General features: G+C 65.3%; 34 protein-coding genes. 2 read left to right on the top strand and 32 right to left on the bottom strand.

Annotated elements, in window-relative coordinates; translation table 11 throughout:
* The first annotated feature begins 1 nt into the window (after nucleotide 1).
* Nucleotides 2-1,279, top strand: a complete 1,278-nt coding sequence (gene purD / locus BM272_RS04085; protein ID WP_093427498.1) for a phosphoribosylamine--glycine ligase — start codon at nucleotides 2-4, stop codon at nucleotides 1,277-1,279.
* Nucleotides 1,276-1,683: an RNA-binding S4 domain-containing protein gene (locus tag BM272_RS04080; RefSeq protein ID WP_093427497.1), complete on the top strand. Its 408-nt coding sequence runs from the start codon at nucleotides 1,276-1,278 to the stop codon at nucleotides 1,681-1,683. Before purD ends, BM272_RS04080 begins: the two co-directional genes overlap by 4 nt.
* 26 nt (nucleotides 1,684-1,709) lie before the next feature.
* Here BM272_RS04080 and BM272_RS04075 read toward each other — a convergent pair whose 3' ends face one another.
* The 32 genes from BM272_RS04075 to BM272_RS03920 all read right to left on the bottom strand — a co-directional run.
* On the bottom strand, nucleotides 1,710-2,837 hold the full coding sequence (locus BM272_RS04075; protein ID WP_093427496.1) for an NAD(P)/FAD-dependent oxidoreductase: 1,128 nt from the start codon (nucleotides 2,835-2,837) through the stop codon (nucleotides 1,710-1,712).
* The gene (locus BM272_RS04070; RefSeq protein ID WP_093427495.1) at nucleotides 2,834-4,060 is read right to left on the bottom strand and encodes an SAM-dependent methyltransferase; all 1,227 of its coding nucleotides are present in this window, start codon (nucleotides 4,058-4,060) and stop codon (nucleotides 2,834-2,836) included. The genes BM272_RS04075 and BM272_RS04070 overlap by 4 nt, the downstream gene beginning before the upstream one ends.
* Before the next feature lie 62 nt (nucleotides 4,061-4,122).
* Nucleotides 4,123-4,869 (bottom strand): SAM hydrolase/SAM-dependent halogenase family protein, encoded by a 747-nt coding sequence (locus tag BM272_RS04065; RefSeq protein WP_093427494.1) that lies wholly within the window; start codon nucleotides 4,867-4,869, stop codon nucleotides 4,123-4,125.
* A 19-nt stretch (nucleotides 4,870-4,888) separates the two neighbouring features.
* Nucleotides 4,889-5,293 (bottom strand): 50S ribosomal protein L17, encoded by a 405-nt coding sequence (gene rplQ, locus BM272_RS04060; RefSeq protein WP_093427493.1) that lies wholly within the window; start codon nucleotides 5,291-5,293, stop codon nucleotides 4,889-4,891.
* A 22-nt stretch (nucleotides 5,294-5,315) separates the two neighbouring features.
* Nucleotides 5,316-6,326, bottom strand: a complete 1,011-nt coding sequence (locus BM272_RS04055; protein WP_093427492.1) for a DNA-directed RNA polymerase subunit alpha — start codon at nucleotides 6,324-6,326, stop codon at nucleotides 5,316-5,318.
* A 57-nt stretch (nucleotides 6,327-6,383) separates the two neighbouring features.
* Nucleotides 6,384-7,013: a 30S ribosomal protein S4 gene (gene rpsD, locus BM272_RS04050; RefSeq protein WP_093427491.1), complete on the bottom strand. Its 630-nt coding sequence runs from the start codon at nucleotides 7,011-7,013 to the stop codon at nucleotides 6,384-6,386.
* Nucleotides 7,014-7,031: 18 nt separating this feature from the next.
* Nucleotides 7,032-7,427, bottom strand: coding sequence for a 30S ribosomal protein S11 (gene rpsK, locus BM272_RS04045; protein ID WP_093427490.1), 396 nt, complete (start codon nucleotides 7,425-7,427; stop codon nucleotides 7,032-7,034).
* Between the two features lie 12 nt (nucleotides 7,428-7,439).
* Nucleotides 7,440-7,796, bottom strand: a complete 357-nt coding sequence (gene rpsM / locus BM272_RS04040; protein WP_093427489.1) for a 30S ribosomal protein S13 — start codon at nucleotides 7,794-7,796, stop codon at nucleotides 7,440-7,442.
* Nucleotides 7,797-7,879: 83 nt separating this feature from the next.
* Nucleotides 7,880-7,993, bottom strand: coding sequence for a 50S ribosomal protein L36 (gene rpmJ / locus BM272_RS04035; protein WP_093427488.1), 114 nt, complete (start codon nucleotides 7,991-7,993; stop codon nucleotides 7,880-7,882).
* Between the two features lie 33 nt (nucleotides 7,994-8,026).
* Nucleotides 8,027-9,337 (bottom strand): preprotein translocase subunit SecY, encoded by a 1,311-nt coding sequence (gene secY, locus BM272_RS04030; RefSeq protein WP_205407743.1) that lies wholly within the window; start codon nucleotides 9,335-9,337, stop codon nucleotides 8,027-8,029.
* A gap of 30 nt (nucleotides 9,338-9,367) precedes the next feature.
* On the bottom strand, nucleotides 9,368-9,802 hold the full coding sequence (gene rplO, locus BM272_RS04025) for a 50S ribosomal protein L15 (RefSeq protein WP_093427486.1): 435 nt from the start codon (nucleotides 9,800-9,802) through the stop codon (nucleotides 9,368-9,370).
* Nucleotides 9,803-9,804: 2 nt separating this feature from the next.
* Complete coding sequence (gene rpmD / locus BM272_RS04020) at nucleotides 9,805-9,990, bottom strand: 50S ribosomal protein L30 (RefSeq protein ID WP_093427485.1); 186 nt, start codon at nucleotides 9,988-9,990, stop codon at nucleotides 9,805-9,807.
* Between the two features lie 2 nt (nucleotides 9,991-9,992).
* Nucleotides 9,993-10,499, bottom strand: coding sequence for a 30S ribosomal protein S5 (rpsE, locus tag BM272_RS04015; protein WP_093427484.1), 507 nt, complete (start codon nucleotides 10,497-10,499; stop codon nucleotides 9,993-9,995).
* Between the two features lie 9 nt (nucleotides 10,500-10,508).
* The gene (gene rplR / locus BM272_RS04010) at nucleotides 10,509-10,862 is read right to left on the bottom strand and encodes a 50S ribosomal protein L18 (protein WP_093427483.1); all 354 of its coding nucleotides are present in this window, start codon (nucleotides 10,860-10,862) and stop codon (nucleotides 10,509-10,511) included.
* Between the two features lie 8 nt (nucleotides 10,863-10,870).
* Nucleotides 10,871-11,404 (bottom strand): 50S ribosomal protein L6, encoded by a 534-nt coding sequence (gene rplF / locus BM272_RS04005; RefSeq protein ID WP_093427482.1) that lies wholly within the window; start codon nucleotides 11,402-11,404, stop codon nucleotides 10,871-10,873.
* A 13-nt stretch (nucleotides 11,405-11,417) separates the two neighbouring features.
* A complete protein-coding gene (gene rpsH, locus BM272_RS04000; RefSeq protein WP_093427481.1) occupies nucleotides 11,418-11,813 on the bottom strand; it encodes a 30S ribosomal protein S8 in 396 nt (131 codons plus the stop codon).
* A gap of 17 nt (nucleotides 11,814-11,830) precedes the next feature.
* Nucleotides 11,831-12,136, bottom strand: a complete 306-nt coding sequence (gene rpsN, locus BM272_RS03995) for a 30S ribosomal protein S14 (RefSeq protein WP_093427480.1) — start codon at nucleotides 12,134-12,136, stop codon at nucleotides 11,831-11,833.
* 4 nt (nucleotides 12,137-12,140) lie between these two features.
* Complete coding sequence (gene rplE / locus BM272_RS03990) at nucleotides 12,141-12,680, bottom strand: 50S ribosomal protein L5 (protein WP_093427479.1); 540 nt, start codon at nucleotides 12,678-12,680, stop codon at nucleotides 12,141-12,143.
* A gap of 17 nt (nucleotides 12,681-12,697) precedes the next feature.
* Nucleotides 12,698-13,024, bottom strand: a complete 327-nt coding sequence (gene rplX / locus BM272_RS03985; protein ID WP_093427478.1) for a 50S ribosomal protein L24 — start codon at nucleotides 13,022-13,024, stop codon at nucleotides 12,698-12,700.
* A 13-nt stretch (nucleotides 13,025-13,037) separates the two neighbouring features.
* The gene (gene rplN / locus BM272_RS03980) at nucleotides 13,038-13,406 is read right to left on the bottom strand and encodes a 50S ribosomal protein L14 (protein WP_093427477.1); all 369 of its coding nucleotides are present in this window, start codon (nucleotides 13,404-13,406) and stop codon (nucleotides 13,038-13,040) included.
* 86 nt (nucleotides 13,407-13,492) lie between these two features.
* Nucleotides 13,493-13,750 carry a 30S ribosomal protein S17 gene (gene rpsQ, locus BM272_RS03975; protein ID WP_093427476.1) on the bottom strand — a complete coding sequence of 86 codons (258 nt, stop codon included), beginning with the start codon at nucleotides 13,748-13,750 and terminating at the stop codon, nucleotides 13,493-13,495.
* Nucleotides 13,747-13,941 (bottom strand): 50S ribosomal protein L29, encoded by a 195-nt coding sequence (gene rpmC / locus BM272_RS03970; protein WP_093427475.1) that lies wholly within the window; start codon nucleotides 13,939-13,941, stop codon nucleotides 13,747-13,749. Before rpmC ends, rpsQ begins: the two co-directional genes overlap by 4 nt.
* Nucleotides 13,941-14,354, bottom strand: coding sequence for a 50S ribosomal protein L16 (rplP, locus tag BM272_RS03965; RefSeq protein ID WP_093427474.1), 414 nt, complete (start codon nucleotides 14,352-14,354; stop codon nucleotides 13,941-13,943). The genes rpmC and rplP overlap by 1 nt, the downstream gene beginning before the upstream one ends.
* 5 nt (nucleotides 14,355-14,359) lie before the next feature.
* Nucleotides 14,360-15,052, bottom strand: a complete 693-nt coding sequence (rpsC, locus tag BM272_RS03960; RefSeq protein WP_093427473.1) for a 30S ribosomal protein S3 — start codon at nucleotides 15,050-15,052, stop codon at nucleotides 14,360-14,362.
* 12 nt (nucleotides 15,053-15,064) lie between these two features.
* Nucleotides 15,065-15,397, bottom strand: a complete 333-nt coding sequence (rplV, locus tag BM272_RS03955; protein ID WP_093427472.1) for a 50S ribosomal protein L22 — start codon at nucleotides 15,395-15,397, stop codon at nucleotides 15,065-15,067.
* Nucleotides 15,398-15,409: 12 nt separating this feature from the next.
* Entirely contained in the window at nucleotides 15,410-15,682 is a 273-nt protein-coding gene (rpsS, locus tag BM272_RS03950) for a 30S ribosomal protein S19 (protein ID WP_093427471.1), read from the bottom strand.
* Between the two features lie 14 nt (nucleotides 15,683-15,696).
* Entirely contained in the window at nucleotides 15,697-16,524 is an 828-nt protein-coding gene (gene rplB, locus BM272_RS03945) for a 50S ribosomal protein L2 (RefSeq protein ID WP_093427470.1), read from the bottom strand.
* A gap of 12 nt (nucleotides 16,525-16,536) precedes the next feature.
* Nucleotides 16,537-16,833, bottom strand: a complete 297-nt coding sequence (gene rplW, locus BM272_RS03940; RefSeq protein WP_093427469.1) for a 50S ribosomal protein L23 — start codon at nucleotides 16,831-16,833, stop codon at nucleotides 16,537-16,539.
* Entirely contained in the window at nucleotides 16,830-17,450 is a 621-nt protein-coding gene (rplD, locus tag BM272_RS03935) for a 50S ribosomal protein L4 (RefSeq protein ID WP_093427468.1), read from the bottom strand. Before rplD ends, rplW begins: the two co-directional genes overlap by 4 nt.
* A gap of 4 nt (nucleotides 17,451-17,454) precedes the next feature.
* Nucleotides 17,455-18,105: a 50S ribosomal protein L3 gene (rplC, locus tag BM272_RS03930; protein ID WP_093427467.1), complete on the bottom strand. Its 651-nt coding sequence runs from the start codon at nucleotides 18,103-18,105 to the stop codon at nucleotides 17,455-17,457.
* A 105-nt stretch (nucleotides 18,106-18,210) separates the two neighbouring features.
* The gene (gene rpsJ, locus BM272_RS03925) at nucleotides 18,211-18,528 is read right to left on the bottom strand and encodes a 30S ribosomal protein S10 (protein WP_093427466.1); all 318 of its coding nucleotides are present in this window, start codon (nucleotides 18,526-18,528) and stop codon (nucleotides 18,211-18,213) included.
* Between the two features lie 5 nt (nucleotides 18,529-18,533).
* Nucleotides 18,534-18,872: EF-Tu C-terminal domain-related protein (locus BM272_RS03920; RefSeq protein ID WP_449649472.1), on the bottom strand; the 339-nt coding region annotated here is incomplete at its 5' end.

The following is an 18,872-nucleotide window of genomic DNA, read 5'->3' as shown; positions in this document are numbered from 1 at the left end:
CATGGACGTACTCATCGTCGGCGGCGGCGGCCGCGAACACGCCCTGGCCTGGAAGGCCGCGCAATCGGCCGAGGCGGGCCGCGTCTACGTCGCCCCGGGCAATGCCGGCACCGCCGCGGAACCCCGCATCGAGAACCTCGACGTGGCCGCCGAGGACGTCACCGGCCTGGTGGAACGGGCTCGCGACCTCGGCATCGGCCTGGTCATCCCCGGCCCCGAGGCCCCGCTGGTGGCCGGCCTGGCCGACGCCCTGGCCGCGGTGCGCATCCCCTGCTTCGGCCCGGGGGCGGAGGCGGCCCAGCTGGAGGGCTCCAAGGCCTTCGCCAAGGCCTTCATGGAGCGCCACGGGATCCCCACGGCGGCCCATGCCACCTTCACCGACGCCGATGCCGCCATCGCCTGGATCCGGGAGCAGGGCGCGCCCCTGGTGGTGAAGGCCGACGGCCTGGCCGCTGGCAAGGGCGTCGTGGTCGCTCACACGGTGGACGAGGCCGAGGCCGCTGCCCGGGATATGCTCGCCGGCAACGCCTTCGGCGAGGCCGGCCGCCGGGTCGTCGTCGAGGAATTCCTGCCCGGCCGGGAGCTCTCCTTCATGGCGCTGGTGGACGGCTCCGACGTACGCCCCCTGGCCACCTCCCGGGACCACAAGGCGCGGGATGACGGTGACCAGGGCCCCAACACCGGGGGCATGGGCGCCTACTCGCCGGCCCCGGAGGTGGACAACGCCCTCTTCCAGCGGATCCTGGACGAGGTGATCACCCCCACCGTGGAGGGCCTGGCCGCCGACGGGATCCACTACCGCGGCTTCCTCTACGCCGGCCTCATGCTCGACGGGGACGGCAACCCGCGGGTCCTGGAGTACAACTGCCGGCTGGGCGACCCCGAGACCGAGCCTCTGCTACTGCGCCTGGAGTCGGACCTCGTGGCCCTCTGCCGGGCAGGGACCGAGGGCGGCCTGCCGGCCGCCAAGCTCGCCTGGGACCCCCGACCGGCCCTGGGCGTGGTCCTGGCCGCCGAGGGGTATCCGGGCAGCTATCGCAAGGGGGATCCCATCCACGGGCTCACGGGCCTGGACGGGGATGATCGGAAGGTCTTCCACGCCGGCACGGCGAACAGACCGGGGGACGAGGTGGTCACGGCCGGCGGTCGCGTCCTCTGCGTCACCGCCCGTGGAGACGACCTCGAGGCGGCACGTACCCACACCTATGCGGCGGTGGACGCCATCTCCTTCGCGGGGGCGTTCTGCCGGCGGGACATCGGGGCGAGCCCCGGGGAGTGACCGCCGTGGCCGGCGACCGGGTCCGTATCGACAAGTGGCTCTGGGCCGCCCGGTTCTACAAGACCCGGGGCCTGGCCACGGAGGCGGTCAGCGGCGGCAAGGTCCACCTCAATGGCGAACGGACCAAGCCGGCCCGCGGACTCCAGATCGGCGACTCCATCACCGTGCGCAAGGAGGGCGGGACCTGGACGGTCACCGTGGATGGCCTGACGGAGAAGCGTGGGCCGGCCAGCCAGGCCGAGAACCTCTACACCGAGACCGAGGAGAGCCGGCAGGCGCGGGAGGCAGGCCGCGAGGAGCGCCTCCGCGCGGCTGCCGGAGGCCCACCCCGGCGCGAGCCCGGTGCCGGCCGGCCCACCAAGCGGGAACGGCGCCAGCTGGACCGCTGGCGCGACGACAAGTAGTCCCGGTTATTCGGCTACCGGGCCCTTCAGGCCGCCGGGGCCAAGGGGGCCTGGTGGCGGTGGAGGAACCAACGGTCGAGGATGACGTGGCGGGCGAACCAGCTCGAGGCCATGAGCGGCCGCGCCAGGGCCTGTTTCACCGGCCCGGGTTCACCCGCCGCCGACCCCTTGCCGAAGCGGCGCTGTAGCCGGTCGCCGAAGGCGGCCAGGCGGTCGGCACTGTAATCGCCACCCGCGGCACCAATGACCTCCGCCGCCATGAGCGCGGACTCCACTGCCGGCCGGATCCCCTCGCCGCTCTGCGGATAGGCCAGGCCGGCTGCGTCACCGATGAGCAGGGCCCCGTCGTGAACCGGCGGCCGCGGGCTGTGGCCGTGGAGCAGGTAGGCGTGGCCCTTGAACTTGCTCGGTGGGTCGATGTGGAGCCGCCCCATGGCCTTGAGCTCCTCGGCGAAGGCGCTTACCTGCTCACCGAGCTTCTGGCCCCCCTCGCGACCGAGGCCGATATTCAGCCAGTCCCCCTTGCGCACGATCCAGCCGTAGCCGGAGAGGTCGCGGAGGAAGTAGAGCTCCGGCACGTCGGCCTCCACCGGACAGGCAGCCGCCTGCTCCGGCGTCATCTCGAACTCGATCTCCTGGGCGTGGACCGCGGTCTCCGAGGAGCCGGGCTTCGCCGCCCCGAGGTGGCGCGCCACGGGACAGAAGTGGCCGCCGGCACCGATGAGCAGCGGTGTGCGCAGATGGTCATTGAGCACCCACTCACCGTCTTCCCGGCGCAGCTCTTTCAGAGGCTGGCCCTGCGCGGTACGGACACCGTCGTTGATGGCCCGTTCCAGCAGCCAGGCATCGAACTCGTAGCGCCGGATCCCGTAACTCGCCGGTTCCGGGTAGCGAGAGACCACGGTGCGCTGACCGAGCATGCCGGTGCGAAAGGCGTGGATGGGCTGCAGGACGGCATCCCGGGCGTATTCGTTCGGGTCCAGGTCCAGGGACTCCATGACCGCGGGGGTCACCCAGCCGGCGCAGACCTTGTCCCGGGGGAAGGTCTGCTTGTCGACGATGGTCACATCCAGGCCCTGCCGAGCGAGCGCCCGACCCAGGGTGGAACCGCCGGGACCGCCGCCGACGATGAGGACGTCGCTGCGTTCGCTCATGCCCCTTCCTCCCCGGCGGTGTAGAGATAGGCGCGGCTCCAGGGGAGCTCATTGTAGTCCGGCCGTGTAAAGACGGTCTGGAAGAGCTGCAGCTCCCCCGTGGTGAAGCTGGCAATGGAGCCGGCGAGGTAGAGCCGCCAGGTCCGCACGAAGTGCTCGTCGAACATCTGCCGGACCGTCTCCACGTTGGCCTCGAACCGCTCCAGCCAGTGCTGGAGGGTCCGCGCGTAGTGGAGCCGGATGTTTTCCACGTCCTGGATCGAGAAGGCATACGGCTCGAAGATGGCCGCCATCTCCCGCAGGGTGGGGGGGTAGGCCCCGGGAAAGATACGCTTTTCGATCCACGGATTCATGAGCTGGGGCCGATTCCGCCCGATGGTGTGGATGAGGCCCCGGCCGTGGGGGGCAAGCACCCGATCGATCACTGCCCCCAGTTCCGGATATTGCTCCGTGCCGACATGCTCGAGCATACCCACCGAGACGAAGACGTCGTAGGTCCCCTCAATGTTCCGGTAGTCGTCCTCGACGTACTCCACCCGATCCGAGAGCCCCTGCCGTTCGGCCTCCTCCCGGGCGAAGCGCAACTGCTCCTGCGAGACATTAAAGGCGCGTACCTTCACGCCATAATGCTTGGCCATGAAGCGAGCCAGGCCACCCCAGCCGCAACCCGCCTCGACTACCGTATCTCCCGGCTTGAGCCGCAGCTTGCGGCAGACATGGTGGAGCTTGGCTATCTGTGCCTCCTCCAGGCTGGCCGATTCGCTGGGATAGTAGGCGCAGGTGTACTGCATGACCTCCTGATCCAGCCAGAGCCGGTAGAAGTCATTGCCCAGGTCATAGTGATGGTGGATGTTCTCCCGGGAGCCGTTCAGGGAGTTCCGTCGCGGCCGATTCTGCCAGCGGTGGAGGAAGCGCAACGGCCAGGGGGTCGGCTGCCCGTCCATGGCGCGATACCCCGTCTCCAGGAAGGTCTGCAGGTCACCATCGATGCGCACCCGACCGGCCGCATAGAGGTCGCCGAAGTGAAGATCCGCATTCAGGGCAATGGCCCACAACGCCCGCCGATCGGCGACCGCGACATCGGCCACCGTATCCGACGGCCCGACACGGCTACCGTCCCAGAGGATCACGGCCAGCGCAGGATTCCCCATGCCGGCGAGGATCCGCTCAGCCAGGGCCAGGTCTGCGCCCTTGGCGCGACCGTGGGGCGTGTTCCCTTGCATGTTGCTCCCCTTCTCTCCCCTTGAACACCCAGGCCGGATGCCACGCTCCGGCCACTGAAATCCTAGGACAGGGTATTGTCCCCTACAATTGGTGTCACGGCACTCCCCGGCGCGAGCCCCAGGGCCTCATCGGCCCTGCCCTGGTTGACGGCGATCTCGGCCAGCCCATTACTGTTCTCGTACCAGAGGGGTCGCCCGGCCGGGACATCGGCGAACACCCTGGCCGTCTCAACCCGCGTTCCCCCCGCCCGGAGCGCTACCCCGTCCGGGATCGCTCTGGCTCGCATACCGGTGATGGCGTTGCCGTAGTGGTCAATATAGACGACGGCCTTCAGTTCCTCGTCCCAATCCGCCCCCGCCATCGCGGGTTTCGGGATATCCACCAGACCCCGCATATCACCCCGGGTGAGCGCCGCGGCAACCGGCGCGAAGAGATCCCGACCGTGGAAACTCGCCGAGAGGCCCGGCGGTCGCCAATCGATCCGCCACCAGTGCACGGTTCGGGCTCGCCGCGCGACCATGACCAGCACACCGTTGTCGGGTCCGACAAACCAGCGGCCGTCCGCTCTCAGGACGACTGCCGGCCGGTGAGTACCGACACCGGGGTCCACGACCACGAGAAAGACGCTGTCCAGCGGGAAAGAGTCGGCGTAGGCCGCCAGTAGGTAGGAGGTCGAGCGGGGGTCAAAGACCGGAGCGTCGGCGAGAAGATCCACTTGCGGGATGCCCGGCGCCTCCTGATGGAGGACGACCTCCATCTGCCCGGTGTAGGGTCCAGCCAGGCCGAAGTCAGTGACCAGTACCAGCATGGACCCTGCCTGTCGGTCGTCAGGCGGTGGCCGCGGACTCCGATTCCACGTCGTCCTCGTCCACCTCCGGACGATCCACCATCTCGACGATCGCCATCGGCGCACCATCGCCGTTGCGATATCCGCACTTCAGGATCCGAAGGTAGCCCCCGGGCCGACTGGTATACCGCGGACCAAGCTCGTCGAACAGCTTGGACACCATCTGCTTGTCCCGCAGTTTGGCGAAGGCCCGACGGCGATTGGCGACCGTATCCTCCTTGGCCATGGTGACCAGCGGCTCTGCCACTCGACGAAGCTCCTTCGCCTTGGGGAGGGTGGTCTTGATGACCTCGTGCTCGAAGAGCGACGAAGCCATGTTGCTGAACATGGCGCGACGGTGAGATCCGTCCCGCCGGAAATTCCGACCGTCCTTACGATGACGCATAACCTATTCCCCTTTCCTTCGCTCAGGCCGAGCTGCGCTCGTCGCCGTCGCCCTTACCGAGATTGGGCGGCGGCCAGTTATCCAGCTTCATGCCGAGGGACAGACCGTGCTTGGCGAGCACATCCTTCACCTCGGTCAGCGACTTCTTGCCGAGATTCGGCGTCTTGAGCAGCTCGACCTCGGTGCGCTGGATGAGATCGCCGATGTAATAGATCTGTTCCGCCTTGAGACAGTTCGCCGAGCGCACAGTGAGCTCGAGGTCCTCGATGGGCCGCAGAAGGATGGGGTCGACGTCCGACTGCTCCGCAGCGGTAGTCCCCCCTTCACTGCCCTCCAGGTCAACGAACGCACCAAGCTGATCCTGAAGGATCGTGGCCGCCGTACGAATGGCCTGCTCGGGATCGACGGTTCCGTTCGTCTCGAGATCGATGATGAGCTTGTCAAGGTCCGTCCGCTGCTCCACACGCGCCCGCTCAACCGCATACGTAACCCGCCGGATAGGGCTAAAGCTCGCGTCCAGCGACAGGCGCCCGATGGGCCGCTCCTCGTCCTCTTCCCCTTCACCGATGGTCGCCGGTTGATAGCCACGACCCACCGCGACACGCAGCGTCATATTGAGTTCGCCGGCATCCGTTAGATGGGCGATGACGTGCTCGGGATTCGCGAGTTCGACGTCGGGGCCGAGCTCGATATCTGCGCCGGTAACCGCGCCCGGGCCCTTCGCGTTCAGCCGGAGCTCGACGCTGTTGGCGCCGTGCAACTGGAAGGCCAGCCCCTTGAGGTTGAGGAGGATATCCATGACATCTTCCTGAACCCCTTCCATGCTGGTGTACTCGTGGAGCACGCCCTCGATCTCCGCCTCAACGACCGCTGCGCCGCTAAGGGAGGAGAGCAGGATGCGACGGAGCGCATTACCCAGCGTGTGCCCGAAGCCACGCTCCAGGGGTTCGAGCGTCACCCGGGAGGTGTTGGCCTCCAAGCGCTCGACCCCGACCATGCGGGGCTTGAGGAATTCCGAAACGGGTGCCTGCATGAATGCCCTCTTGTCTTCGCCTCAGAACACCGGCGGCCGTTGGCCGCCAGCGTCGTCCTACTTGGAGTAAAGCTCGACGACCAGATGCTCGTTGGTCTCTGCCGGGAGCTCCGCGCGTTCCGGCGCGGCCTTGTAGACTCCGGACCGCTTGCTGGAATCCACGTCGACCCAGTCCGGGAAGCCCCGGTCAGCGGCCAGCTCCAGCGCGCGCTCGATGCGCAGCTGATTACGGGAACCCTCCGCGACCTCGACCCGATCACCCCCTTTCACCTGATGGGACGGGATATTCATCTTCCGGCCATTCAGGAGGATGCCGTCATGCCGGACCAGCTGGCGAGCCTCGTCACGGGAGCTTGCAAAGCCCATGCGAAACACCACGTTGTCCAGTCGCGACTCGAGCAGCTGCAGCAGGTTCTCACCCGTGGAACCCTTCCGACGGTCGGCTTCCTTGTAATACAGGCGGAACTGGTGCTCGAGAACACCATAACTCCGCCGCAGCTTCTGCTTCTCGCGAAGCTGTGTTGCGTAGTCGGACATGCGGCCCTTGCGGGCCTGTCCGTGCTGCCCCGGCGGGAACGCCCGCGTCTCGATGGGGCACTTGCTGGAGTAGCACTTTTCGCCCTTGAGGTAGAGCTTCTCGCCCTCACGGCGACAAAGGCGGCATTTGGGACCGATATACCTTGCCAAGACAAGCCTCCGGATGTGTCAGACGCGGCGTTTCTTGGGAGGACGGCACCCGTTGTGCGGGATGGGCGTCACGTCCGCGATGTTCGTCACCTTGAGGCCGAGATTGTTGAGCGCGCGAACCGCGGACTCACGCCCCGGACCGGGCCCCTTGACCCAGACCTCGACGTTCTTCAGCCCCATCTCCTGGGCCGTGGCGCCGGCCCGCTCCGCCGCGACCTGCGCGGCGAAGGGCGTGCTCTTGCGCGACCCCCGGAAACCCGAACCGCCGGCAGTCGCCCAGCTCAGAGCATTGCCCTGACGGTCGGTGATGGTGATGATCGTGTTGTTGAACGAGGCATGCACATGTGCCACCCCGTCCACTACATTCTTTTTGACCCGCTTCTTGGCGCGGCTCTGCTGCTGTTGCTTCGCCATGATGGACTCCGTTTAGCGGCGGATGGCGCGCGGCGGACCCTTGCGGGTACGCGCATTGGTACGCGTGCGCTGGCCGTGGACGGGAAGCCCCCGCCGGTGCCGAAGCCCCCGGTAGCAGCCGAGGTCCATGAGCCGCTTGATGTTCATGGAGATCTCACGCCGGAGATCACCCTCCACGGAGAGCTTGCCGACCTCGTCCCGGAGGCGATCGACCTGGTCTTCGCTAAGCTCGCGGACCGGCGTGTTCCGCGGGACATTGGCGGCATCACACACGGCCTGCGCGGTGGTGCGGCCAATGCCGTAGATGGTGGTAAGCGCGATCTCGGCGTGCTTGTTCACCGGGATGTTGACACCAGCTATACGGGCCATTTACCCAGACTCCTGCAATACTCGTCGAGGCGGCCGGGCGGCCACCAGGGAACCCACTAGTCTATCGTTTCCTTCTGCGCCGCTCAACCCTGGCGCTGCTTATGGCGACCGTCCGAGCAAATAACCCGGACAGTCCCGTTGCGCTTGATGATCTTGCAGTTGCGGCAGATCTTCTTGACCGATGCACGAACCTTCATCTGCTTGACTCCCGATTCGATGGACCCGGCGCTTCAGCGCTGGGTAAGGTTGGCTTTCTTCATAAGGCCGTCGTACTGGTGCGACATCAAGTGCGCCTGGACCTGGGCCATGAAGTCCATGATCACAATGACGATGATGAGCAGCGATGTACCGCCGAAATAGAAGGGTACGTTCCAGGCCACGATGAGGAACTCGGGCAGCAGGCACACGGCGGTGATATACAGGGCGCCCACTACAGTCAGTCGGGACAGCACCTTGTCCACGTACTTCGCCGTCTGCTCCCCGGGACGAATCCCCGGGACGAACGCCCCGGACTTCTTCAGGTTGTCGGCGGTCTCCCGCGGATTGAACATCAGCGCGGTGTAGAAGAACGTGAAGAAGATGATCGCCAGCGCGTAGAACAACACGTACAGCGGCTGGCCGGGGGACAGGGTGTTGGATAGGTCCTGCAGCCACCCCATACCCTCGGCCGAGCCGAACCAGCCCCCGAGAGTAGCCGGGAACAGGATGATGCTCGACGCGAAGATCGGCGGGATCACCCCGGCCATGTTCACCTTCAGCGGGAGATGGCTCGACTGCCCGGCATAGACCTTCCGGCCTTGCTGCCGCTTGGCGTAATTGACTGTGATCCGACGCTGCCCGCGCTCCATGAAGACCACGAACGCGGTGACGGCCAGGGCCAGGATGAACAGCAGAATGAGCAACGCGACCGACAGCTCGCCGGTGCGGGCCAGCTCGAGCGTACCCCCGATGGCCGACGGAAGCCCGGCCACGATCCCGGCAAAGATGATCAGCGAAATACCGTTGCCGATCCCCCGCTCGGTGATCTGCTCGCCGAGCCACATCAGGAACATGGTGCCGGAAACCAGTGTGATGACCGCAACGAACCGGAACGCCCAGCCCGGGTCGATGACCACAGGAACGCCGCCGGCTTGCTGCCCTTCCAGCGCAATGGCAACACCGATCGCCTGGAAGGTCGCGAGAGCCAGCGTGGCGTAACGCGTATACTGCGTGATCTTGCGCTTCCCGGCCGCGCCTTCCTTGCTGATCTGCTCCAGCTTGGGCGATACCTTGGTGAGCAGCTGCATGATGATCGATGCCGATATGTACGGCATGATCCCGAGGGCGAACACGGTGAGCCGTTTGAGCGCGCCCCCCGAGAACATGTTGAACATGTCCAGGATGGTGCCCTTCTGCTGCTCGAACATCGCGGAAAGCGCAACGGGGTCGATTCCCGGGACCGGGATGTGCGCCCCGATCCGGAAGACGATAATCGCTCCCAGAACGAACAGCAGCCGCTGCTTGAGTTCCGTCAGCTTCCCGCCGCCGAGGGCGCTCGCCATGGCGCTCCGCGATGTCGACACCTTGCCCCCTTAGTCTTCGACGCGGCCGCCGGCCGCCTCGATCGCTGCCCGGGCGCCCTTGGTCACCCGCAGGCCCCGGACGGTCACCGGACCGGCGATTTCACCACTGCCGATGATCTTCGCACGCTCCATGCTGTGCGGGATGACGCCCGCGGCCTTGAGGCCCTCCAGTGTCACGGCATCGCCCTCGACCTTGCCGAGGCGATCAAGACGGACCTCCGCGGTCGTCCGAGCCATCCGGGAGCGGAAGCCAACCTTTGGCAGCCGGCGCTGCAGCGGCATCTGGCCACCCTCGAAGCCGGGGCTGACGCGGCCGCCGGAGCGCGACTTGAGACCGTTATGTCCACGGCCGGCGGTCTTGCCGAGCCCGCTTCCGGTCCCGCGGGCGACCCGCTTCCTCTCTTTCCGTGCGCCCTTGGCGCGCCGCAGATCGTTGAGTCGCATAGTCAGTTCTCCTCGACGCGGAGCATGTAGGAGACCTTGTTGATCATGCCGCGATTCTCCGGGGTATCGAGGACCTCGCGAGTATGATTCATGCGCCGGAGGCCGAGCCCCCGGACGCAGGCCTTGTGGTTCTCACGACGATGCGCCGGACTTCGAACGAGCGTAACCTTGATCGTGTTCTCACTCATGGCTAACCCACCAGGTCTTCGACCGCGATGCCACGCTTGGCAGCGACCTCTTCCGGACCGCGCATCTCGCGAAGCCCGTTGAGCGTCGCCTGCAGCACGTTGATCGGATTGTTGGAACCGATGCACTTGGCGAGCACATCATGGACGCCGGCGACATCAAAGACCGCTCGCATCGCACCGCCCGCGATAATGCCCGTACCGGCCGACGCGGGTTGCATAAAGACCTTCGCAGCCCCGTGGGTGGCCGTAACCGGGTACTGAAGCGTGCCTCCATTCATGGGAACCCGAACCATGTTCTTCCGCGCGTCTTCCATCGCCTTGGAAATCGCGGACGGCACCTCGCGCGCCTTGCCGTAGCCGTAACCGACACGGCCCTCACCGTCGCCGACGACCGTCAACGCGGTGAAGGAGAACAGCCGACCGCCCTTGACCACCTTGGCGACGCGGTTAATGGTGACCAGCCGTTCCTGGAGGCCATCGGTGGCTTGGCTCTGATTAAAGGACGCCATTTCGTTACCTCAGAATTCGAGCCCGTTTTCCCGCGCGGCATCAGCCAGCGCGCGAATACGACCGTGATACTGGAACCCGGACCGGTCGAACGCCACCTTGGTGACTCCGGCCCCCTTGGCCTTCTCGGCGATGGCCCGGCCCACCGCGGCGGCGGCATTGCTGTTGCCAGTGGTACCGACCGTCTCCTGCATCTCCGTCTCCACGGTGGAGGAGGCGGCGACGGTGGTGCCGCCATCGGGTGCAATCACCTGGGCATAAATATGCCGGGGCGTACGATGGACGCACAGGCGGTGCATCCCCAGCTCGCGAATCTTGGCGCGGCCCCGACGGGCGCGACGCAGACGTACCGTTTTCTTGTCCATGTTCGCCCCTACTTCTTCTTGGCCTCTTTCATGATGACCCGCTCATCGGCATACCGTACACCCTTGCCCTTATAGGGCTCCGGCGGACGGTAGGCACGAAGCTCGGCGGCCACCTGACCCACCTGCTGCTTGTCGATTCCCTTGACCAAAATCTCGGTCTGGCTCGGGGTCTCGATGGTGATGCCTTCCGGCACCTCGTAGTTCACCGGGTGTGAAAAGCCGACGTTGAGGTTCAGCGTCTGCCCCTGCGCCTGAGCGCGGTATCCGACGCCTACCATCTGCAGCCGACGCTCGAACCCTTCGCTGACGCCCTGGATCATGTTCCGCACCACGGCCCGAGTGGTACCGGTCAGGGCATTCGTCTTGAAGTTGTCATCACGAGGGCGGAAGCGGACTTCGCCGCTCCCCTCCTCGATGTCGACATCCTGATGGACGTCGTGCTCGAGCTCGCCCTTGCTGCCCTTCACCTGGATCCGGCGACCGTCGACCTGAAGCTCGACCCCGGACGGGATGCTCAACGGATTCTGTGTTGTTCTCGCCATGGCCGAACCCCCCCTAGAAGACGTAGCAGATGACCTCGCCGCCGTGGCCGGAGGCCCGGGCGGCGCGGTCGGTCATGACGCCCTTGGGCGTCGAGACGACGGCCACCCCGAGCCCGTTGGCCACCTTTGGCAGGTCGTCGCGGCCACGGTAGGTACGGAGCCCGGGGCGCGAAACGCGGTCGATTCGCTCGATAACGGGCCGTCCCTCGAAGTACTTGAGATCAATATCCAGCAGCGGTTTTCCGGCGTTGTCCCGGGTCGACCAATCCTTGATGAAACCCTCTTCCTTGAGGACGCGGGCAATATTCGACTTCAACCCAGAGGCCGGCATACTGACCCGGGTCTTCTCGGCGGAAAGGCCGTTGCGGATGCGGGTCAGCATATCGCTGACGGGATCGCTCATGCTCATGCGTGCTTCCTCCGTCCCTACCAGCTGCTCTTGCGAACGCCCGGGACATCGCCGCGCATAACGGCCTCCCGCAGCTTGTTTCGCCCGAGGCCGAACTTCCGGTAATACCCGTGCGGACGGCCAGTCACTGAACAGCGATTCTCGCGCCGCACCGGACTCGCGTTGCGCGGGATCTTCTGAAGCTCACGCTGAGCTGCCAGCCGCTCCTCCGGGGGAAGCGTGGTGTCCTTCACCCGACCCTTGAGTTCTTCGCGCTTGGCCGCGTACTTCTTGGCCAGGCGGGCGCGCTTCTTTTCGCGCTCGATCATGCTGCGTTTCGCCATTGTCCTACCCCTTGAACGGGAAGTTGAAGGCCCCGAGCAGCGCCCGTGCCTCCTGGTCGGTATTCGCCGTGGTCGCGACGGTGATATCCATGCCACGGATGGTATCGATACGGTCGTAATCGATCTCCGGGAACATGATCTGCTCGCGAACCCCCATGGTGTAGTTCCCACGGCCGTCGAAGCTGTTGCCGTTAAGCCCCCGGAAGTCCCGGATCCGCGGAATGGCCACCGAGACCAGGCGATCCAGGAACTCGTACATCCGTTCCCGACGGAGAGTCACCTTGCAGCCAATGGGCCAGCCTTCGCGGATCTTGAATCCCGCGACCGACTTCCGCGCCTTGGTCACAATGGGGCGCTGGCCACTGATCGCCGCCATGTCCTCCATGGCATTCTCCAGCACCTTCTTGTCGGAAACCGCCTCGCCGATGCCCATGTTCAGCGTGACTTTGCTGATCTGGGGCACCTCCATGATGTTGCCGTAACCGAACTGATCCCGCATCTGGGGGATCACCTGTTCGCGATAGTAGTCTTTGAGTCGTGCCATGCCTTCGGCCCCCAATGTCAGGCGTCCACGGTTTCGCCGTTGGACTTGAAGTAGCGCACCTTCCGCCCGTCCTCGAGGACCTTGAAGCCGACTCGGTCACCGCCACCGGTAGCCGGATTCAGGAGCATCACGTTGGAGATATCCAGCGGTTTCTCCTGCTCGATGATCCCGCCGGGCTGGCCGAGCTGCGGATTGGGCTTCTGGTGCTTGCGGACCTGGTTGACGCCTTCGACGACAACCCCGAGCCCGCGGCGGCGCTGAACGACCCGAAGAACGGTGCCGCGCTCGCCCTTGTCCTTACCGGCAACGACGACCACCTGGTCGCCCTGCTTGATTTTTCGCATTGCTCCGCCCCTCTTACAGCACTTCAGGTGCCAGCGAGATGATCTTCATGAAGTTCTCGGTGCGCAGCTCGCGGGTCACCGGCCCGAAGATACGGGTCCCCACCGGCTGCAGCTGAGCGTTCAGCAGCACCGCGGCATTGGCATCGAAACGGATCACGGACCCGTCCGGCCGCCGAACGCCCTTGCACGAGCGCACGACCACGGCGTTGTAGACATCACCCTTCTTGACGCGACCCCGCGGGATCGCCTCCTTAACGCTCACCTTGATGATGTCTCCGATATTGGCGTAGCGACGCTTGGAGCCGCCGAGCACCTTGATGCACTGCACGCGGCGGGCGCCACTGTTATCCGCCACATTCAGCGTCGTCTGCATCTGTATCATGACTGTCTCCGAAGCTTGTCGATGCCGATCCGGCGACCCGCAGCAAAGCCGGCAATTGTACCACCGGTTTGCGCTATTCCCAAGAGTTAATCCGGGCGTTCAACCACGCCGGTGAGCTCCCAGCTCTTGGTCTTGGACCGCGGCCGCCCCTCCTGGATGCGGACGAGGTCGCCTTCACGGCCCTCGTTGTTCTCGTCATGCGCGCGCACCTTGGTAGAGCGCTTCATGAACTTCTTGTAGAGGGGGTGCGCGACCCGGCGCTCGATGAGCACCGTGACGGTCTTGTCGGCCTTGTCGGAGACTACTCGCCCGACAACGCTCCGCGCCTGCTTTTCCTCGCTCATGCCTGCTCGACCCTTTCGTTGAGCACCGTCTTGACGCGCGCGATATCGCGGCGGACCGCCTTCAAACGGTGATTCTTGTCCAGTTGGCCGGTGGCGTGCTGCATGCGCAGGTTGAACTGCTCGCGCAGCAGGCCCGTGAGCTCTTCGCGCAGCTCGGCCTCGTTCTTGTTGCGCAGATCACTCGCCTTCATCACAACACCGTCCGGGTTACGAATACCGTCTTGACCGGAAGCTTCTGCGCCGCGAGACGGAACGCCTCCCGCGCGACCTCTTCCGAGACCCCTTCCATCTCGTAGAGCATCTTGCCGGGCTGGATCTCGGAGACCCAGTACTCGACGTTGCCCTTGCCCTTGCCCATGCGGACCTCCAGGGGCTTTTCGGAGATGGGCTTGTCGGGGAAGATCCGGATCCAGATCTTCCCGCCACGCTTAATGTAGCGATTCATCGCCCGACGGGCCGCCTCGATCTGGCGCGAGGTGATCCGACCCCGCTCCACCGCCTTCAGCCCGAACTCGCCAAAGCTGACGTCGGTGCCGGAGGTAGCGAGACCGGTATTACGGCCCTTCTGGCGCTTGCGGAATTTTGTTCGCTTCGGCTGGAGCATGTCGGTTACCCCTGGTTGGCAGCCGGCTTCTCGGCGTCGCCGCCCTGCGCCTTGTTGTGCTCGTGGGTGTCCATGATCTCGCCCTTGAAGATCCAGACTTTCACGCCGATGACGCCGTACGTGGTCTTGGCCTCTGCCAGGGCGTAGTCAACGTCGGCCCGGAGGGTGTGCAGAGGCACGCGGCCCTCTCGATACCACTCCGAACGAGCGATCTCCGCGCCGTTCAGGCGGCCCGCCACGTTGACCTTGACGCCCTGGGCACCGAGCCGCATGGCATTACCCACGGCCCGCTTCATGGCCCGGCGGAACATGATCCGCTTCTCGAGCTGCTGAGCGATGTTCTGCGCGACGAGTTCGGCATCGATCTCCGGCTTACGGATCTCCTCGATGTCGATCTTGACCTCGTCGACGCCCACCAGCCCGCGGATCTCCTGGCGGAGCCGTTCGATGTCGGCGCCCTTCTTGCCGATCACGATCCCCGGCCGCGCCGTGTGGATGGTGATCCGCGCATTCTTGGCGGGCCGCTCGATCTGGATCCGGCTCACGGAGGCGTGCGCCAGCTTCTTGTTCAGGTAGTCGCGGACCTGCAGATCGTTGTGGAGCAGCTCCGGGTACTGCTTGCTGTCGGCATACCAGGTGGAGCGCCAGTCCTTGACGATCCCGAGGCGAATGCCGGTCGGATGTACCTTGTGACCCATTCCGTGCCTCTCCTACTGTTCCGCGACCACCACGGTAATGTGGCTGGTCCGCTTGAGGATTCGATTCGCGCGCCCCTTGGCTCGCGCCTGGATGCGCTTGAGTGCCGGGCCCTCGTCGACGGTGATCCGCTGAACGCGGAGCTCGTCGATATCGGCGCCGTCGTTGTGTTCGGCATTGGCCACCGCCGACTCGATCACCTTGCGGACGACTTCCGCGGCCTTCTTGGGGCTGAAGGTGAGCTGCTGTAGCGCGGCCTCCACCGGCATGCCCCGAACCTGGTCGGCGACCAGACGGGTCTTCTGCGGCGAGATGCGCGCGAACCGGAGCTTAGCTGCGGTTTCCATGTTCTCTACCCCCTAGCGCGACTTCTTGTCGGCGGCGTGCCCGCGGAAGTGCCGCGTGCTCGCGAATTCGCCGAGCTTGTGACCGACCATGTTCTCGGAGATAAGCACCGGAACATGCTGACGGCCGTTATGGACCGCAATGGTCAACCCGATCATGTCGGGGACCACCATGGAACGCCGGGACCAGGTCTTGATGGGCTTCTTGCTGCCCGAGGCGTGAGCCGCCTCCACCTTCTTGACGAGGTCGAGATCGACGAAAGGACCCTTCTTGATGGAACGAGGCATGACGATTCGTACCCTTATTTCCGCTTGCGACGGCGGACGATGAACTTGTCCGTCGCCTTGTTTTTGCGCGTCCGGTAGCCCTTGGTGGGCTGCCCCCAGGGGGACACCGGATGACGCCCGCCGGCCGTGCGGCCCTCACCACCGCCGTGGGGGTGATCCACGGGGTTCATGGATACGCCACGAACCGTCGGCCGTTCACCGGCCCACCGCTTGGCCCCGGCCTTACCGAGCTTGCGCAGGGTATGCTCCGAGTTGCCGACCTCGCCCACCGTAGCGCGGCAGTCGACGTGTACCTTCCGCATCTCGCCGGAGCGCAGCCGCAGAGTCGCGTAGGTCCCCTCGCGGGCGACCAGCTGAACACCGGTCCCGGCAGCGCGAGCGAGCTGACCGCCCTTGCCCGGCTTCATCTCGACATTGTGGATGGTCGTACCCACCGGGATATTGCGAAGCGGCAGGGCATTGCCGGGGCGAATGGGGGCATCCACGCCCGACCGAAGCTCCGTGCCGACGTTCACGTTCCGCGGCGCCAGGATGTACCGGCGCTCGCCGTCGGCGTACAGGAGCAGCGCGATGTGCGCGCTCCGGTTCGGGTCGTGCTCGAGCCGCTCCACCCGCGCCGGAACCCCGTCCTTGCCGCGCCGGAAATCGATGTGGCGATAGAGCTGCTTGTGGCCACCACCCCGGTGCCGGGCCGTGATCCGGCCGTCGCTGTTACGACCGCCACGCCGGTGCTGCTTCTCGGTCAGCGGCGCCCATGGACGCCCCTTGTGCAGCTCCTCGTTGACGACCTGGACTACGAAGCGACGCCCCGGAGAGGTCGGATTTGCCTTCTTCAGTGCCATGCGAAACCCTCCTTACTCGGCGCCGACGAAGTCGATGTCTTGGCCCTCGGCCAGTCGGACGTACGCCTTCTTCCAGTCTTTGCGCCGCCCCTGCTGGACGCCGAAACGCTTCTTCTTGCCCTTCACGTAGACCGTTTGCACGTTGACTACGTCGACATTGAAAAGCGTCTCTACCGCCTTGCGGATCTCCAGCTTGTTCGCGTCGGGCAGCACCCGGAACGCCACCTGGTTGTCTTCTTCGGCCGCACGCGTGGTCTTCTCGGAGACGTGCGGCGCGAGCAGGACCTTCATGAGTCGCTCTTGATTCATGCCAGCTTCTCCTCGACACGCTTGACCGCTGCGGCCGTCATGATGACCTTGCCGAAGCCCACCAGGCTGACCGGATCCAGGGCCTCGGCATCGATGGCCGCCACGTGGGGCAGATTGCGCGAGGCCAGGTAGAGCTTTTCGTCCAGCTCTGCCGTCACGATGAGGGCATCCTCGGCACCGAGTTTCTTCAGCTGGCCGGCAAGCTCGCGGGTCTTGGGCGCCTCGAGCTCGAGCTTGTCCATGACCATCAGGCGTTCCTGACGCACCAGCTCGGAGAGGATGGAGCGCATCGCACCCCGGTACATCTTCCGATTGACCTTCTGGGAGAAGTCACGGGGCTCAGCCGCGAACGTCTTGCCGCCGCCGGTCCAGATCGGGCTTCGAATCGTCCCGGACCGGGCGCGCCCGGTCCCCTTCTGCCGCCAGGGCTTGGCGCCGCCACCGCGAACGTCGGAGCGGCTCTTCTGCGCCTTCGAGCCCTGACGGGCGCGGTTCATATACGCGGTCACCACCTGGGCGACGAGATCTTCGTTGAACGCATTGGCAAAGATGCCGTCACTGAGCTCAACGCTGTTGGTCGAGGCGTTGCCGCCCGCCGTCGTCTTCTTGAGTTCCATCGGTTCAGCCCTCCTGCGCCTTGACTGCCGGGCGGACGATGACATCGCCACCCTTGGCGCCGGGGACTGCCCCCCGGACGAGAAGCAGGTTACGGTCGGCATCCACGCGCACCACCTCCAGATTCTGAACCGTGGTACGTTTGTTGCCCATCTGGCCGGACATCTTCTTACCCTTGAAGACGCGGCCCGGACTCTGGTTCTGACCAATGGAGCCGGGGACCCGGTGGGACTTGGAGTTGCCGTGCGTGGTCCGCTGCGCAGAGAAGTTGTGCCGTTTGATGGTCCCGGCAAACCCCTTACCGATACTGACCCCGGTGACGTCGACCTTCTGACCATCGCTGAAGCGGTCGACCCGGATCTCGTTCCCGGCTTCCAGCCCTTCCTCTGCGGAAGGATCCTGGATACGGAACTCCTGCACGTTGCGCCCGGCTTCGACACCCGCCTTGGCGAAATGCCCTGCCATGGGGCTCGTGACCCGCGATGGCCGGCGCTCGCCAACGGTCACCTGGACCGCCTCGTAACCATCAGTGGCCGCGGACTTGATCTGGGTGATGCGATTGGGCTCGACCTCGATCACGGTGACCGGGACAGCCTCGCCGTTTTCGGTGAACACGCGCGACATGCCCACCTTACGGCCTACTACGCCGATTGCCATTGTTCTCTACCTCGCTGGCATCGATTTCGGTTGACCGATGCGTTTCATTCGACGGCAAAGGCCCCTCGAGGGGGCCTCACCGCACTCCCACCTGTCGTGTGGACGTCAGTTCAGCTTGATCTGGACATCCACACCGGCGGCAAGATCCAGCTTCATGAGGGCGTCGACCGTCTTGTCGGTCGGGTCCACGATGTCCATGAGCCGCTTGTGGGTCCGGAGCTCGTACTGGTCACGAGCGTCCTTGTTCACGTGCGGCGACTTGAGGACGGTGAACCGTTCCTGCTTCGTCGGCAGGGGAATCGGGCCACGGACCTGGGCGCCTGTGCGCTTGGCCGTGTCCACGATCTCACTCGCCGACTGGTCGATGAGACGGTGGTCGAAGCCCTTGAGGCGGATACGGATGCGCTGACTCAGTGCGGCCATGTCGATTACTCGATGATCTTCGAGACGACGCCGGCACCCACGGTGCGGCCGCCCTCGCGAATCGCGAAGCGCAGACCGTCCTCCATGGCGATGGGCGCAATCAGCGATACCGTCATCTGGACGTTGTCACCCGGCATCACCATCTCCGTGCCCTCCGGCAGTTCCACCGAACCGGTCACGTCCGTGGTACGGAAATAGAACTGCGGCCGGTAGCCGTTGAAGAAGGGCGTATGACGCCCCCCCTCTTCCTTAGAAAGCACGTACACCTCGCACTCGAAACGCGTGTGCGGCGTGATGGAGCCCGGCTTCGCCAGCACCTGACCACGCTCGACGTCGTCCCGCTT

The organism is Thiohalospira halophila DSM 15071, from assembly GCF_900112605.1.
GTDB lineage: Bacteria > Pseudomonadota > Gammaproteobacteria > Thiohalospirales > Thiohalospiraceae > Thiohalospira > Thiohalospira halophila.
Note: the sequence above shows the minus strand (reverse complement) of the source record. Positions and strands in the feature narration are given on the sequence as shown.

Coding starts and splice junctions, on each gene's coding strand:
- purD (WP_093427498.1), top strand. CDS start 2: ATGGACGTACTCATCGTCGGCGGCGGCGGCCGCGAACACGCCCTGGCC.
- BM272_RS04075 (WP_093427496.1), bottom strand. CDS start 2,837: ATGAGCGAACGCAGCGACGTCCTCATCGTCGGCGGCGGTCCCGGCGGT.
- BM272_RS04070 (WP_093427495.1), bottom strand. CDS start 4,060: ATGCAAGGGAACACGCCCCACGGTCGCGCCAAGGGCGCAGACCTGGCC.
- BM272_RS04065 (WP_093427494.1), bottom strand. CDS start 4,869: ATGCTGGTACTGGTCACTGACTTCGGCCTGGCTGGACCCTACACCGGG.
- rplQ (WP_093427493.1), bottom strand. CDS start 5,293: ATGCGTCATCGTAAGGACGGTCGGAATTTCCGGCGGGACGGATCTCAC.
- BM272_RS04055 (WP_093427492.1), bottom strand. CDS start 6,326: ATGCAGGCACCCGTTTCGGAATTCCTCAAGCCCCGCATGGTCGGGGTC.
- rpsK (WP_093427490.1), bottom strand. CDS start 7,427: ATGGCGAAGCAACAGCAGCAGAGCCGCGCCAAGAAGCGGGTCAAAAAG.
- rpsM (WP_093427489.1), bottom strand. CDS start 7,796: ATGGCCCGTATAGCTGGTGTCAACATCCCGGTGAACAAGCACGCCGAG.
- rpmJ (WP_093427488.1), bottom strand. CDS start 7,993: ATGAAGGTTCGTGCATCGGTCAAGAAGATCTGCCGCAACTGCAAGATC.
- secY (WP_205407743.1), bottom strand. CDS start 9,337: ATGGCGAGCGCCCTCGGCGGCGGGAAGCTGACGGAACTCAAGCAGCGG.
- rplO (WP_093427486.1), bottom strand. CDS start 9,802: ATGCGACTCAACGATCTGCGGCGCGCCAAGGGCGCACGGAAAGAGAGG.
- rpmD (WP_093427485.1), bottom strand. CDS start 9,990: ATGAGTGAGAACACGATCAAGGTTACGCTCGTTCGAAGTCCGGCGCAT.
- rpsE (WP_093427484.1), bottom strand. CDS start 10,499: ATGGCGTCCTTTAATCAGAGCCAAGCCACCGATGGCCTCCAGGAACGG.
- rplR (WP_093427483.1), bottom strand. CDS start 10,862: ATGGACAAGAAAACGGTACGTCTGCGTCGCGCCCGTCGGGGCCGCGCC.
- rplF (WP_093427482.1), bottom strand. CDS start 11,404: ATGGCGAGAACAACACAGAATCCGTTGAGCATCCCGTCCGGGGTCGAG.
- rpsH (WP_093427481.1), bottom strand. CDS start 11,813: ATGAGCATGAGCGATCCCGTCAGCGATATGCTGACCCGCATCCGCAAC.
- rpsN (WP_093427480.1), bottom strand. CDS start 12,136: ATGGCGAAACGCAGCATGATCGAGCGCGAAAAGAAGCGCGCCCGCCTG.
- rplE (WP_093427479.1), bottom strand. CDS start 12,680: ATGGCACGACTCAAAGACTACTATCGCGAACAGGTGATCCCCCAGATG.
- rplX (WP_093427478.1), bottom strand. CDS start 13,024: ATGCGAAAAATCAAGCAGGGCGACCAGGTGGTCGTCGTTGCCGGTAAG.
- rplN (WP_093427477.1), bottom strand. CDS start 13,406: ATGATACAGATGCAGACGACGCTGAATGTGGCGGATAACAGTGGCGCC.
- rpsQ (WP_093427476.1), bottom strand. CDS start 13,750: ATGAGCGAGGAAAAGCAGGCGCGGAGCGTTGTCGGGCGAGTAGTCTCC.
- rpmC (WP_093427475.1), bottom strand. CDS start 13,941: ATGAAGGCGAGTGATCTGCGCAACAAGAACGAGGCCGAGCTGCGCGAA.
- rplP (WP_093427474.1), bottom strand. CDS start 14,354: ATGCTCCAGCCGAAGCGAACAAAATTCCGCAAGCGCCAGAAGGGCCGT.
- rpsC (WP_093427473.1), bottom strand. CDS start 15,052: ATGGGTCACAAGGTACATCCGACCGGCATTCGCCTCGGGATCGTCAAG.
- rplV (WP_093427472.1), bottom strand. CDS start 15,397: ATGGAAACCGCAGCTAAGCTCCGGTTCGCGCGCATCTCGCCGCAGAAG.
- rpsS (WP_093427471.1), bottom strand. CDS start 15,682: ATGCCTCGTTCCATCAAGAAGGGTCCTTTCGTCGATCTCGACCTCGTC.
- rplB (WP_093427470.1), bottom strand. CDS start 16,524: ATGGCACTGAAGAAGGCAAATCCGACCTCTCCGGGGCGTCGCTTCGTA.
- rplW (WP_093427469.1), bottom strand. CDS start 16,833: ATGAATCAAGAGCGACTCATGAAGGTCCTGCTCGCGCCGCACGTCTCC.
- rplD (WP_093427468.1), bottom strand. CDS start 17,450: ATGGAACTCAAGAAGACGACGGCGGGCGGCAACGCCTCGACCAACAGC.
- rplC (WP_093427467.1), bottom strand. CDS start 18,105: ATGGCAATCGGCGTAGTAGGCCGTAAGGTGGGCATGTCGCGCGTGTTC.
- rpsJ (WP_093427466.1), bottom strand. CDS start 18,528: ATGGCCGCACTGAGTCAGCGCATCCGTATCCGCCTCAAGGGCTTCGAC.